Annotated in this window: 13 protein-coding genes; 9 read left to right on the forward strand and 4 right to left on the reverse strand. The window is 45.0% G+C overall.

The genetic code is table 11. The features are described from left to right. Positions 1-9: 9 nt before the first annotated feature. Complete coding sequence (locus DVY93_RS01130; RefSeq protein ID WP_230708434.1) at positions 10-1,296, reverse strand: LD-carboxypeptidase; 1,287 nt, start codon at positions 1,294-1,296, stop codon at positions 10-12. A gap of 243 nt (positions 1,297-1,539) precedes the next feature. On the opposite strand from DVY93_RS01130, the gene DVY93_RS01135 reads away from it, so the two are divergent. Beyond that, entirely contained in the window at positions 1,540-2,043 is a 504-nt protein-coding gene (locus DVY93_RS01135; RefSeq protein WP_230708436.1) for a YkvA family protein, read from the forward strand. Between the two features lie 100 nt (positions 2,044-2,143). On the opposite strand, the gene DVY93_RS01140 is transcribed toward DVY93_RS01135, so the two are convergent. Next, positions 2,144-2,449 carry a hypothetical protein gene (locus DVY93_RS01140; protein ID WP_193005470.1) on the reverse strand — a complete coding sequence of 102 codons (306 nt, stop codon included), beginning with the start codon at positions 2,447-2,449 and terminating at the stop codon, positions 2,144-2,146. Positions 2,450-2,516: 67 nt separating this feature from the next. After that, positions 2,517-3,071 carry a hypothetical protein gene (locus DVY93_RS01145; RefSeq protein ID WP_230708437.1) on the reverse strand — a complete coding sequence of 185 codons (555 nt, stop codon included), beginning with the start codon at positions 3,069-3,071 and terminating at the stop codon, positions 2,517-2,519. A gap of 395 nt (positions 3,072-3,466) precedes the next feature. Between DVY93_RS01145 and dnaQ the strand changes: the two genes are divergently transcribed. The 8 genes from dnaQ to DVY93_RS01185 all read left to right on the forward strand — a co-directional run bounded on the left by dnaQ (position 3,467) and on the right by DVY93_RS01185 (position 12,560). Continuing rightward, positions 3,467-5,068 carry a DNA polymerase III subunit epsilon gene (dnaQ, locus tag DVY93_RS01150; RefSeq protein ID WP_230708439.1) on the forward strand — a complete coding sequence of 534 codons (1,602 nt, stop codon included), beginning with the start codon at positions 3,467-3,469 and terminating at the stop codon, positions 5,066-5,068. Positions 5,069-5,214: 146 nt separating this feature from the next. Next, the gene (locus tag DVY93_RS01155; protein WP_198334635.1) at positions 5,215-6,897 is read left to right on the forward strand and encodes a hypothetical protein; all 1,683 of its coding nucleotides are present in this window, start codon (positions 5,215-5,217) and stop codon (positions 6,895-6,897) included. A gap of 137 nt (positions 6,898-7,034) precedes the next feature. Continuing rightward, complete coding sequence (gene nudC / locus DVY93_RS01160) at positions 7,035-7,985, forward strand: NAD(+) diphosphatase (protein ID WP_230708441.1); 951 nt, start codon at positions 7,035-7,037, stop codon at positions 7,983-7,985. Positions 7,986-8,196: 211 nt separating this feature from the next. After that, positions 8,197-9,030: an RnfABCDGE type electron transport complex subunit B gene (locus DVY93_RS01165; RefSeq protein WP_230708443.1), complete on the forward strand. Its 834-nt coding sequence runs from the start codon at positions 8,197-8,199 to the stop codon at positions 9,028-9,030. A gap of 102 nt (positions 9,031-9,132) precedes the next feature. Continuing rightward, positions 9,133-9,828, forward strand: coding sequence for an endonuclease III (nth, locus tag DVY93_RS01170; RefSeq protein WP_230708445.1), 696 nt, complete (start codon positions 9,133-9,135; stop codon positions 9,826-9,828). 553 nt (positions 9,829-10,381) lie between these two features. Continuing rightward, entirely contained in the window at positions 10,382-11,548 is a 1,167-nt protein-coding gene (gene metK / locus DVY93_RS01175; protein WP_230708667.1) for a methionine adenosyltransferase, read from the forward strand. 72 nt (positions 11,549-11,620) lie between these two features. Next, complete coding sequence (locus DVY93_RS01180; RefSeq protein ID WP_227670157.1) at positions 11,621-11,992, forward strand: DUF3144 domain-containing protein; 372 nt, start codon at positions 11,621-11,623, stop codon at positions 11,990-11,992. Between the two features lie 250 nt (positions 11,993-12,242). Further along, entirely contained in the window at positions 12,243-12,560 is a 318-nt protein-coding gene (locus tag DVY93_RS01185; protein ID WP_193005462.1) for a hypothetical protein, read from the forward strand. 260 nt (positions 12,561-12,820) lie between these two features. Here the strand turns inward: DVY93_RS01185 and DVY93_RS01190 are convergent, their stop codons facing one another. Continuing rightward, positions 12,821-14,473, reverse strand: coding sequence for a BCCT family transporter (locus DVY93_RS01190; RefSeq protein WP_230708448.1), 1,653 nt, complete (start codon positions 14,471-14,473; stop codon positions 12,821-12,823). Positions 14,474-14,599 lie beyond the last annotated feature (126 nt).

Below are 14,599 nucleotides of genomic sequence, written 5' to 3' on the forward strand. Positions count from 1 at the left end.
ATTGAACGCTTAAACCGCTTGCCACAAGCCTGCAACGTGCATGGCATCTGCCTTGATGGTTGGGTAGTTGGTAAAAGCTAGCTGATAGCCATTGCTTGTGTTTGGACTAATTTGGCAAATTGCCCCAAGTGGGAAGCTGTGTTTTTGTCCAATATGGCCAAAACGCATGCCACTATAAATCGGTAAGCCTGTGAGCTTATGCAATTGACGAACCACGGTGGCAACGTCATAACGTTTGTCGTAACTGTCCTCCCCTGCCCCAGATAGCGCACCAAACACGATCGCTTGCTGACCCTTAAACACGCCTGCCAAATACAAATCATAAAGCATACGCTCAATACGATACGCCTGCTCGCCCACATCTTCTAAAAATACAATACCACCTTCGAGCCGCGGTAGATACTCACTACCTGCGAGCGCCGATACCACGCTCAGGTTGCCACCCCAAATGGTGCCCCTCAAGACTTTTGGCTCACCCGTTGTCAGCATACTGGGTAACTGCTGGCTGGTTAAAGACGCATCTTGTACCGTGATGGTTAAATTGGGATTGCTCAGGGCCGCAGCAAACTGTCGACACGTCACTTGGTCGGGTTTTATTTTGCCAAACTCGCTATAAAGCATCGGTGCCGCGAGTGAGCTCATCGCCCCTTTTGCCAGTAGCGCACACTGGATAGCCGTCACATCACTAAAGCCTGCCAGTATCGTACCGCGCTCCGCCATAATGCGCCCAAGCGTTGACCAATCCACCATGGGTAGTAAACGCATCGCACCATATCCACCGCGTACGCCTAGCAGCAGCTTAGGCGCCGCTATCGCACCAGTCGCGATATTTTGTAGGTCGCCGGCTCGCTGTACATCAGTGCCTGCAAAGCGCAAATACTGCCGAGTGGTAATCGCGGGGTTATTCACCTTAAAACCGGCACAAGCCAGCCGATCCAACGCCAGCTGATTGCGCTCCTCACTACCGCCAACATTGGAGCTGGCAAAAATTCGTGTCTCAATCGTTGGTGTGATACAGCTTGTTTGTGAAAATGACGTCTGCGATGGTAAACGCTCATCCAATAACGCCGTGGGCAAATCGTCCTTAGTAATCTGCAAACGACCATTATGCTCACTAGGACTGGCTGCAAAAACTTGAGAGATCCCTTGGGCTGCTAAGGCTGCAGTACCGGCACCAATGCCTATTCGACGCAAAAACTGCCGGCGATTTAATCCAGTACTTATTTCGGTCGCTGTCTTTGGCTGCGTGTGTGTTGCACGACTTGATGGCTGTATAGACGGTATTTTTGAACCCATGCTTTGCTACTACCTGTATGCTTTTATATTGATTATTCATCCGCTTTAATGCCGTGTTTATGGCGCGAGTACGTGCAGGATACGCATGTTATCACGCTCGTCTATGGTAGCGTATTTACCCACACGCCAAGTTGCCCAACCTTTACCCATCTTTACTTTTTCGCTACCGAGACACACAACATAGGGCGATTAGATTTGTTACTGTAAATACAAATTCATCGCAAATAAGTAAGGATAATAATTATGTTTAATAAAAACACTGATAAACACGACGCACTTGTCTCCAATTTGAAACACCTGATAGGCCAAGAAGACAAGCTCAAAGAAAAACTAGAAGATAATAGCTATCTTGAACCTTTTAGCGATGATTTGATGCTATTCATGAGTCTGATCAAAGACTACTACAAAGGCGACTATCGTAAGATTCCTTTTAAAACCATCTCAGCTGGCGTGATTGGTGCGATTTATACACTAAATCCTATTGACCTTATTCCAGACTCCATTCCATTCATCGGTTATGTCGATGACGCACTGGTACTCAGATTTTTCCTAAAGCAAGCTAAAAAAGATCTACATAAATACAAAGCATGGAAACAAGAACAATCGACTTCTAAGAAAGAAGAGCAATCGGACGGTCAGAAAGAAGAACAATCAAACACTAAGAGTCAATCAAACACTAAGAGTCAATCAAACACTAAGAGTCAATCAAACACTAAGAATAGTACCGATATTCAAAAAAAATCATAACCGCCCAACGCTTAAAGCCATAGACAATTACGTGACTAAAAAAGCCATGATCATTGGTTTGATCATGGCTTTTTCTTGTTTATTAAATCTATCAGCTCTCTTAATTAGGGACATCATAACGAGATTTTTCGGGATTAAGCCCGAACGAATAGACAAAGGTCGCCACGATACTATTAATAATAATAAAGGGTAAATCAATGGCAACGTGCCCGAGTAAATAACGACCTATTAGCCAAGAGACAATCAGCATAATAATAAAGAAACCACCCAAATACGCCAAGATAGCAGGATGTTTGAGGTTGTAAGGTTGTTCAGTTTCAGGCTTTTTATCCAATATATACGTCCTTACCGCCCAACCAGCCGCATAAGAAAACCCACCCAAAACCACATAACTAAAAAAATTCATATTGCCTAACTCTAATGACTGAACTGTTGATAACAAATGACGCTGAACTCACGCTCGTAGTACTTACCTAAATACGCTCATCCACATCCTCAATAACAATATCGGCATGCGGGTTGGCTAAAATATCCGTATTGACGTCATCACACTCCACACGATAGATGGTATTGGCACCGCGATAAATGTAGGACAAATACTCACTGTCTAAGAGTGGGTCGATATTGGCGTAAACGGGTTTGACATGAGCCAGTACCAGTACTCGATCAGGCCGACCGATAACGGCGTCGACATGCTCTGGGTCAATAGAGAAAAATTGCGGCACCGCACTATTTTCGATCGCCTCTAATGGCTCAGGATTGTCCCAAACACGTTTGGCACTTGCAGGCTCCTTCATTTGCATCACCCACGAGCCCTCCTGTTGACTGACTTTTATTTGGGCAGGCTCATCTTGGCTTACCGTATAACACCCTTCAAAGACAGATAAGTCTGACGCCGCCTCAACCACTTCTGCTTCAGGTTGCGTATGACTCTCACTACAAGCGGTCAAAAATAGCGCGCTGCTTATCGCCATACTGAACACTAAGCGGGTCTGTCTTTTAGAAAAAACGTTTGAGCGTAAGGACATAATAGGGTTATCCTGCATGCATTAAAACTTTTGTGTGTGAAGGAAATTATCATTATACAGTGGTGACAAAAACATGACGATTAGCGTGACCGGTAGAGTGGTGTCAGTACAGTAAATGGCTACTGACTCGTTCAGCCAGACGACAGACCCACCTTGTCGCAACCTAACCTATTTTAACAGAAAACCAGACAGTTACTATTATCATATAAGATGTGATGAGTGGTTTTGCGATTTTGCGCACTGAGACTGCTGATATTCACGATAGCACTGTCCATATTAACGATAGATTTGTTATACTCAGGCCCAGCATATTAAGGGATAACTATCTTGAAAATAACGCTAAAGAATCTCTTTGCGCCACCCTCATTTATCATTTATTAGGTCAGTAATTTGTTATGTCAGATAATCGCACCTCAGCGCAGCAGTTTAGCAAAAATAACGCGATGAATCCGTTGGCCGCCAAAGCAAATACGACGGTTGCTTATACAGATGGAGCCTGTAAAGGCAATCCTGGTGCGGGCGGCTGGGGCGCACATCTCATATTTAGTGACGGCAGTACGCAAGATTTATATGGCGGTGACAAAGAGACGACCAACAACCGTATGGAGCTGATGGGTGCGATAAAGGCACTGACGCATAGCTCACTTACACAAAGACTTGAGATTTGGACCGACTCCAGTTATGTCAAAAAAGGCATTACCGAATGGATTGACGGGTGGAAAAAAAGAGGCTGGAAAACTGCCAGTAAAAAACCCGTGGCCAACCAAGACCTTTGGCAACAGTTAGACGAGCTTTGTCAACAGCGTGATGTTGATTGGCATTGGGTAAAAGGACATGCTGGACACGCAGGCAATGAAAAAGCAGACGAGTTGGCAAACCTAGGCGTAACCTCTAACAGTGAGGACGCCTCAACTGCAGTATTGGCAGATGTGTCTAAAAAAAAAGCGCAAATAACGACTGATAAAGCACCCACGGCTTCTAGCGATTCTAACGATGACTGGTTAAATTTTGACCCCTTAGGCTTTGATGTGGTGGACGATGAGCATGATGAAGAACCGTTAGAAAATCAGCACGATCATGTGCTAAGTCCAGCCACTACTATAAAAATCAATCGCTCTCAAAATGATGCGATAAAACCCATGTCAATGAGTACCACAGATATGCCAGAGACCCACGCACCAATGCCTGATACCACCCTAGATAGCCACACGCCAGACATGGCGACTGGTGCCACAAAGTTCGATGGTGATACTAGCCGTGCTAACCCACACTTTACCCCACTACTACCAAAGCCCATACACCGCCATGAGGCTGACCGCCAACTCATTATGGATACTGAGACCACGGGGCTTGATGCGCTAAAAGGCGATCGTATCATTGAAGTTGGTATTGTCGAGATGGTGGGACGCAAATTCACTGGCGAGAAACTACACGTTTATATCAATCCGCAGCGCGGTATGGATGATGAGGTTATTCGCATTCATGGCATCTCTGAGGCTTTTTTGGCGGATAAGCCAACCTTCGATCAAGTCGCGCAATCGCTGTATAACTTTATGGACGGCGCAGAAATCATCGCCCATAATGCCTCATTTGATATGAACTTCTTAAACATGGAGTTTGCCAAAGTCGGTATGCACGACTTCTCCGAGCGCGTACAAGTGACTGACTCGCTGGTAATGGCAAAGCAGCAATATCCTGGGCAAAAGAACACGCTAGATGCCTTAGTACGTCGCCTAGACGTTGGTAAACAAGATCGTACCTTCCACGGGGCGTTACTTGACTCAGAGATCTTGGCCGAAGTTTATTTAGCGATGACGGGTGGACAAGTCACGCTTGCTATTGAAGAAGACACACAGACCGACGGCGGACCAACAGCGCATGCAAGCTTTGCCAATCTAGCGTCTCTATTACTAAAATCAACCACAGATGAGAGTGCCAATCAAAACTGGTATAACGCCCTTGCAGAAGAGTATCCTGAGCTTAAAGCCAATATATAACCGTCATTTAAATAATTTACGACGTTGGTGTTTATACTATCGCCTTGATTATTGTTATATTAAGCGTTAAAACATCACTAATAAACGCTTTTTATGCCTCATTTAAACCATCGCTATTCGCATCAGTACCTTATGGAAAAACAACTATGGACCAGTCTGCGCAAATGAAGTTCACCGTCCCAACACTTAGTGTTACTGATTTTAATCTACCCTCACTACATTTGTTGCATGATGAGATCATCGTAACCCTGAAAGACACCGAGATTCATTTGAGTGAGTTTACTGATGATAGTAGTCAGGCACCTTTATTGCTAGATTCTATTACGGTATTAAAGCAGCTGTCTTATATCTTTGAGCTGATCTCTTTGGTCGGTGCAAAAGTGTTAAATACCGCTATTGTGAAAGGACTACAGCGCCTTTATGATAGTGGCGATAATAACGATGTCAACTTAATCATGGACTTATCAGAAGCCATCATGACGCTGGATCGTTATGTCGAGTTTGTGCTGTTGACAGAGTCGATAGAACCAACCTTGTTATTACCAGTTATTAATAAGCTCAATGCTCACGGGCAAGAGACTCCTATCACAGCAGACAATTTTTCTGCTTTTGGCAGCAGCAGCGTGGTTATTGCCAACCCTGAACAAAACTTCCAACCACTTAAAGCGCTCAACCTTGATAGTGAGTTGTTGACCGATGCTTACCGTAGTGGCCTTGGCGTCGCTCTGCGTCATCAGCAAGGTGACATCAGCCCAGATGATCAACAAAAACTTGATGCTATGAGTGCAGCCTGTGCGTTGATAGCATCAAACACCAGCAGCCTGTTCTGGCAAGCGGCCAATGCGGCCGTCACGGATATTGCGGCTATGTTGCCGCTAAATCTGAGCCAAAAACATACTCTCATCTATTTAGAGCAGCAGTTCCAAAGCTACTTACCCATCATGGATAGGCGTTTTGCTGATTTGGTCAGCTTTGCCTGCCAGCGTGACCATGAAGAAGCACAGCGACTGCGTGAGCAATATGCCAATAATCATCTAGAAGGCCCTCAGCTTGAGCAAATGAAGCGTTTTTTGTTTGGTCCTAATCGTGTGCTTACCGATACGTTAAATACCATCATTCAAACCCAAATCAACACAATCAAGGAGCATGTAGACAGCTACGCGCGTGGTGATTCAATCAATCCAATCGATATGCAGACGACACAAATTATTGAAGAACTCACGGCATTGAGCTCCGCACTCCACTTGCTTGGTCTAACAAATGCCGCGAACAGCCTGAGCACCGCAGCAGACGCTGTCAGATATTGGCGAGCGCCCTCTTCTGATGAGTTTGACCACTTGTTACTGGCATTGATGCATGCAGAGAACGCGACCATCGCTATGGCCGAAATGCATACACCAGGGGCGATTTATTTGCCTTTAAACAATCCGCATATCTCATTGCATCAGCTCAATACTGCAAGCGACACCTTGATACAAGAAAGTCGTACCGCTATTGCCAGTGCCGAACAAGCCGTCAATGATTATTTGGCTGAGCCAGAGCGAGACATGCTCAATATCCAGAATATTCCTGAGATGATGCGCCAAGTTGCAGGGGCGGTACGCTTCTTACAACTGCCAACCGCTGCTAGTATGCTTAGCCAATTGGCCAACTATATTGAGCAACGTATCGAAGGCGGACGACGTATAGAAGATGACACGCTAGCCTACATCGCCGATGTCATGATGGCCGTCGACTATCATTTAGATGGTTTTGAGCACAATCGTCCTGTTAGCAAGCAGGCGCTTGATGTCGGTCAGCAGAGCTTAAGTCAGCTACTTGCTGCCTAATCACAGCGCCATTCAGTGGCTATGACCATGGTGTTATGGTCGATTTTTTGCAGCCATAAATATTAATTTATCTTACTGTAAGCAAGTCTGTTTTTTATACGATACAGACTTGCCTTCAACGTTTTGGAACTTTGGGTATGGCCAGTGCTTTTGTGTTTAGTGATGACACCGTTTTATGCCAACAAACGCCAGATGGCTGGTGGCCACTGCAGGTTCAATTACCACAGACCCGTCCAAATCCAGATGATAGCGGACACCCGCAAGCTTATCAGGTGGGTCATGTCACCCTCCTCGAAAGCCTAGCGCCAAATCACTGGCTCTCTGATGGCTTGCCAGATGATTCAATAGACATTAAGCGTAAAATCAGTGATATCAATACCTTCACAGCACAAGCTGCTAGTGCCATTACGTATGATTATGCAGTCGCTCATAACGTGGCGCTCCCTCTTGTCGCTGAAAGCAGCAGTAATGTGTTTCTTCCTTATCGCCAGCTGATCACTCAGCTTCCTGTGGCTTTAATCACTCAGATTAGCCAAGCCATACAGTTATTGCGTTGGCAGACAGACACACGGTTTTGTAGTCGCTGTGCGGCCGCCGTCGTTCATGCAGACCGAGGTGAGCGTGCCATGGTTTGTCCAGTGTGTCGATTACGCCAATACCCTCGTGTCCAGCCTTGTGTCATCACTGCCATTACTCGTCCCAATCCACAGACGGGAGAAATGCAAGTATTGCTGGCACACCATCATCGCTATGGGGAGCAAACACTGCCACGACTGTACGGTCTCATTGCAGGTTTTGTAGAAGTGGGTGAAAGCCTAGAGCACGCAGTAGTACGTGAAGTAGCAGAAGAGGTAAATATTAGCGTCGCAGACATTCGCTATGTGAGCAGTCAGCCGTGGCCATTTCCGTCTAATTTGATGCTTGGCTTCCGAGCCTCTTATGCAGGCGGTGACATTGTCATCCAAGCAGATGAGCTGTCACACGCTGATTTTTTTGATGTCTCAAACCTACCCAAAATACCGTCAAAAGGTAGCATTGCTTATGAGTTGATTGCGCAGATTGCTCATGAACAAGGCATAACACTTTAACAAATAACACTTTAATCAACAGCAGCGCTTTAACGTTGTGGTTTGAACGTTATGTCTTTAAAATTACTGTTTTAGTCAAAATCGTTTTGCTGACTGAACATGCCTTTTGGCAATACGTTACTGATTCCAAACTCTGGTATCTCAGCCCTTTATTTTTATACTTATCATACTAATACCACCCTCTATTACTGGTATTAAGGTTTTTAATGACATGCAAAATAGCACCAATATCCGCTTAGTCAATCTGCCAATATTGTTCGATCCATTGAGCATTGAAACACTGCCCGCTGATACACAGGCAAAGATTTCACTCATTGATGCTTGCTTGCCGCAGACGCAGTGCGGGCTTTGTGAGCATCCAGATGGGTGCCTACCGTATGCCGCTGCCATCGTGCTAGGTGACGAACCGTACAATAAGTGTGTCCCTGGCGGTCAGCCAGTGACCAATGCCATCGCTCAAATTGTTGCTCCTGATAGCGATAAAACGACGCTCAAAGCGGCGCCTTCGCAGTGGCCGATAGACGCGACATCTGAACGTCCTACCGAGGTACGCGCCGTTATCCGAGAAGATGATTGTATCGGCTGCACCAAGTGTATTCCTGCCTGCCCTGTTGATGCTATCGTCGGTACTGGCAAGCACATGCACACTATTTTTACGGATTTATGTACCGGCTGTGAGCTGTGTATCGCTCCTTGTCCTGTTGATTGCATTGATTTGGTCACGATAGAGCGTAAGCTTTCTACCTCTGAACGCGCAACCGAGCAAGAAGACTTAAGACAGCGCTATCACACGCATCTAAGACGCGTGACCGACCAGCTTACTGATAGTAGCAACAGTAGACCTGTGGTCAGTATGGTAGAAGCCAAACTGAATAATGCCGCCAGTCAATCTTTCAACATCAGTGAAGCGCAAGCAAAAAACACCATTGCAGCGGCCAAATTACGCACTAAGATTAAAAAACTAGAAAAACAGCTAAGTGTCCGAGCCAATGATAAAAAACAAGCGGAGCTTGACGCACTACAAGCAGAGCTCGAAAGTCTATAAGTAGCGCCTTCATTACGAGATTGATACTTTAATAAATCACACAGATAGTACATCTCGCCTATAATTTTGTATCACCACTCACTAACATAACAGCCAAACGCCATGAGTAAAACGGTCAAACATAAAACAGCCGACACACCGCCATCCAGACGCATGCCCAACCGTGATGTGCGTCCATTCTTTGAAAAGCTGGCAGAGACAATTAAGGAGCCTGTCACTGAGCTCAATTATGACAGTAATTTTGAGTTGCTTGTGGCGGTTATACTATCTGCACAGGCAACGGATGTGAGCGTCAATATTGCCACCCAGCAGTTGTACCCCGTGGCCAATACGCCTGAGGCGATACTGGCACTGGGTGAAGACGGATTAAAATCCTATATCAAAAATATTGGCTTATACAACGCCAAAGCCAAAAACGTCATCAAGACCTGCCGTGATTTGATCGAAAAGTTTGATAGTACAGTCCCTGATAATCGCAAAGATTTAGAATCACTGGCAGGCGTTGGACGAAAAACAGCCAATGTGGTCTTAAATACCGCCTTTGGTCAACCAACCATGGCGGTCGACACGCACATCTTTCGAGTAGGGAATCGTACTGGCCTTGCTACTGGGAAAAACGTACTCATCGTTGAAAAAAATCTGGTCGAGCGTATTCCAGAAGACTTTATGATTGACGCCCATCACTATCTTATTTTACACGGGCGCTATACCTGTCAAGCACGCACGCCCAAATGTGGCGCTTGCCCTGTCTATGACGAATGTATGTTTAAAGATAAATCGTCTTTTTTAGAGTTATAATGTGCCAACAGTCTTGACCCAACCATAAATCTCAGTAAGCCTTCATTAAATGCCAACGTTTGCCGATAGCAAATGCCCTGTTGAGCATTTCTTATAGTAAAGCAAGTGCTGCTCACTAGAGTTTTATGGTATTTCAAGGTAGAATAACCCTATTTTATGTCCAGAGATTGTGACAATCACCATGATTATAATAAGGTGATGAGCACAACAGTGACGGTATTTTAGGGTTAATTTTGGCTTAACGCTCTACAATTAAAGCTAATTAGTAACGTTTCTATGCGCCTACTGGTTGGATAATCGCGAGAGTCCGTCTTAGTCAAATTTATCACTATAAAAAAGCATTCTTTAAATTTGTATCATTGCCAAAAATTTGAATAGCAAGCTAAACGAGTTTGAGACAGCTAGTCATACTTTTTGGGATTGGTTCTATTACCAAAATCTAGCAACACCAATTATCTGCCAAGCAACTGATTGCACGGCCAATATTAATCAAAGCGGCGCACAGGCGTCATGCTTTTTCCTACCCTTATTGATTCAATTAAGCGATCCCATTATGCGTGAATACAACTTATTTACCTCCGAATCTGTGAGCGAAGGCCATCCTGATAAAATGGCTGACCAAATCTCAGACGCCATCCTTGACGCTATCTTACGTGAAGACCTACATGCACGCGTGGCATGCGAAACCTTGGTTAAGACGGGGGCGGTGATACTAGCAGGTGAAGTCACCACGACGGCAAATATCGATGTTGAGCGTATTGTGCGTGATACGGTGAATGGTATTGGCTATCATCATTCCGACTTAGGCTTTGATGGCGAGACTTGCGCAGTGATTAACATGCTTGGCAAGCAATCTCCTGAAATTGCTCAAGGGGTCGATCGCAGTGATCCTGAAGAGCAAGGCGCAGGCGATCAAGGTCTTATGTTTGGTTATGCCAGCAATGAAACTGAAGTCTTAATGCCCGCCCCTATTGAATTCGCTCATCGCTTGATGGAGCGTCAATCAGAGCTGCGCCGCGCAGGTGAGCTACCTTGGTTACGTCCGGATGCAAAGGCGCAAGTGACGCTAAAATATGATGGTAATCAACCAGTGGCGATTGATGCCGTTGTGTTATCGACACAACATGATCCAAGCATCTCGCAAACGGATCTGCAAGAAGCCGTTATGGAGTCTATCATCAAGCAAGTACTGCCAGCGGATCTACTGCATGCTGGTACACGCTACCATATCAATCCAACGGGTAAATTTGTCATCGGCGGCCCTGTTGGTGATGCAGGATTGACGGGCCGTAAAATCATCGTTGATACTTATGGTGGTATGGCGCGTCATGGTGGCGGTGCATTTAGTGGCAAAGACCCTTCAAAAGTGGATCGCAGTGCCGCTTATGCCGTGCGTTACGTTGCCAAAAATATCGTCGCAGCAGGACTGGCTGAGCGCTGTGAAGTACAAGTCAGTTATGCCATTGGGGTCGCTGAACCAACCTCTATCTCTGTCAATACGTTTGGAACCAGCAAAATCAGTAATGATGAGATTATTCGTCTGATTCGCACGCATTTTGATCTGCGCCCTTATGGCATTACCCGCATGCTAAACTTACTGCAGCCAATGTATCAGCAAACGGCCACTTTCGGTCATTTTGGTCGTCCAGGCTCAGAAACTGCCTTTACATGGGAAAAAACAGACAAAGCTGAGGTCTTAAAAGCAGACGCTGGTTTATAACATAATCGTTTAAAACCATATGCAAATCGTCTTTATAAACTCAAAATCCCCGACACTTATTAGGAGTCGCTTATGTCTCAAGACAATATTCAAGACAGCAACACTCAAGACAACAATGTTGATACAAACATTGAGATCACCCCTGAAATGCAGGCATTTTATCAACGCGCTGATGCCATCATCGGTGTCGCCAACAGTCAGCTAGGACCAGAAGCACATTCAGGACAAGTAGGCGCTTCGCTATTGTACGCAGCAGCACGTTACAGTGCATCAGTCGCTTCTATCGGTTTTGTCAAAGGCGATGATTTTGCCAAAGAAAAAGACGATATCGTTGAGTTTTATGTCAAACAATATCGCCAAATGCTAAGCGACAACCTGACTGATTATGCGCAAAACTTTGATAAATATGTACAAATCAATCAAGACGATAAGTCAGCTGAATAAAACGTTCTAACGCGTTTGATACCTTACCGTTAAATCAGTGTTGCTATAATCGTAACATTAAAACCCAAGCTCTATACTGAGCTTGGGTTTTTTTTGGTCATTGTTTAAGATTTACTGACTTACTGTGCCTGACTATAGATAGCCATCTACAAATGCGCTACTATAAATGCGAAACGGCGGTTTATCAAAATATGAAAACTGCCTATCGACAATAGGACATTATTACACACATTTATAAGGACATATCATTATGATCAACCTGCTTAAATCTTCATTGTTTGGCTTAACCCTGACAATGGCATTAGCAAGCTGTAGCTACCTGCCCAGCTCAGTGACGCCTGACACTACGCCTACCCAACCGACCAATGCCCAAAATTCGCTACCTGACGGCCCTTTTACTCAGTGCCCCCCAGCTAGCTCTGCAGATACCATGTGTACCATGCAGTATGATCCAGTGTGCGTAAAAACTCAGGTTGGCTCAGTCATCAGCTATCGTACAGCAGGGAATGCCTGTTCAGCCTGCGGTAAACCTGAAGCAGTAGGCTATGTAAAAGGTGAATGTAACTAGTCTATAACTGCCTCAATTTAAAAGGAATAAAGTAAACCTGGGATAAATCTTGCGCAGCCTATGTCACGCCTGTGAACAGCAAACAAGAAAAATCTATCCCATTAGCACAGATATATTCACGTATCGATTGTATTTTTAACTGACGATATCTTAAATTGTCTACCCAGTCTTACTTTTTCGTTTGCCATCAAACGCCCATAAAAATACCCAGCTGATCATAAGCTGGGTATCTTATAGACATCATGTACAACGGCCAGCGTTTAGACGTCTTTTTCAAGCACAGGTGGCCCTTTTAACAAGTTTTCATCAGGGAACTCATTCGCTGAATTGTGTTCCGCCGATTCTTCAGTCGTGTACCACTGCTGGTTACGGTACAAAATCAAGCGGTCTCGGCTCAGACCACGCAACAAAGAATACATCATAATCACAATAACAACAGCAAACGGAAATCCTGAAACGATAGACGCTGCCTGTAATGCACCTAGACCGCCGGCTGCCAGTAGGACCGCTGCAATCACCCCTTCCGTACCTGCCCAAAATAAACGCTGAATTTTTGGCGGATTGGTATCGCCCCCTGAAGTCAGCATATCAATGACAAAACTTGCCGAGTCCGATGACGTCACAAACCACAGGACAATCATCACAATAATCAATAGTGATATCGCGTCTGTGAAAGGATATAGCTCCATCAACTTAAAGATAGCACTACCTGTATCCGCATTTACGGCTTCAACAAGACCTGGACTTGCCATATCTGGAGTGATTGCTGCCATTAGCTCCATGTTGACTGCCGAGCCGCCAAAGGCGGTAAACCATATAAATAGGATCGTCACAGGGATCAGTAACACACCCAATATAAACTCACGAATAGTACGGCCACGCGAGATACGCGCCACAAACACACCAACAAATGGTGACCAGCTGATCCACCACGCCCAATAGAATATGGTCCAATATGACTGCCAGTTATCTTCACCCTCATACGACTCAGTCCACGTTCCTAATGGAATGACTTGGTGCAGATAATTACCGACATTTTCAATAAAGCTATTCAGTATGAACTGGGTAGGCCCTAAGATAATGACAAAGCTTAGGAGTACGACCGTCAAAAAGATATTGATATCACTTAAACGCTTGATTCCTTTATCCAGTCCCATCATCAAAGATAAAGCCGCAAGACCTGTAATGAGAGCGATCAAAACAATCTGCGTCGTGATGCTATTAGGAATACCAAATAACGTATCAAGACCAGAATTGATCTGTAGTACGCCAAGACCCAGTGTCGTCACTACCCCAAACATCGTCCCAAAGACTGCTAGCGTATCGACGGTATGACCCATAGGCCCGTAGATTTTTTTACCGATTAAAGGATAAAGGGTTGAGCGGATGGCCAATGGCAAACCAACACGGTAGTGAAAATAAGCCAATGCCAACGCCACGATGCCATAGATCGCCCACACATGAAAACCATAATGCAAGAATGAAATATTCATCGCAAGTTTGGCCGCTTCTATGGTCTGTGCCTCGCCCAGCGGCGGGGCCATAAAGTGATACAACGGCTCTGCTGTTCCCCAATATAGCAAGCCAATACCGATACCTGCCGAAAACAACATACCAATCCAAGACACTAAATTGTACTCAGGTCTCTCTGTCTGATGACCGAGCCTAATATCGCCGTAGCGACTAAATATCAAATACACACTCATCAGTAGGGCTAAATTAACCACCACAATAAAGAACCAACCAAAGCGTAAAGAAACAAATGCTTTTGCTTGGTTAAAGACGATCTCTGCTTGTTCGTTAAATAACGCACCAAAGATAATGAATACCACAATCAAAAGCGCTGACGTTAAAAATACAGGTTTGTTTACCCGCGGAAAAGGGCCTAAGCGGCCAACTTTTACATGATCCATAGGTATTTTCCCAAAAAAGTGCGCCACCATAACAAGGTCTGAGCCAATTATCAAATGTAACACCTTTAAAACAGAGTTTAATACCTAGAAATGATAGAGATATATTGAATCTTATGTTAGCCAAAG

Source organism: Psychrobacter sp. CCUG 69069, assembly GCF_021023115.1.
In the GTDB taxonomy this organism is placed as follows: Bacteria; Pseudomonadota; Gammaproteobacteria; order Pseudomonadales; family Moraxellaceae; genus Psychrobacter; species Psychrobacter namhaensis.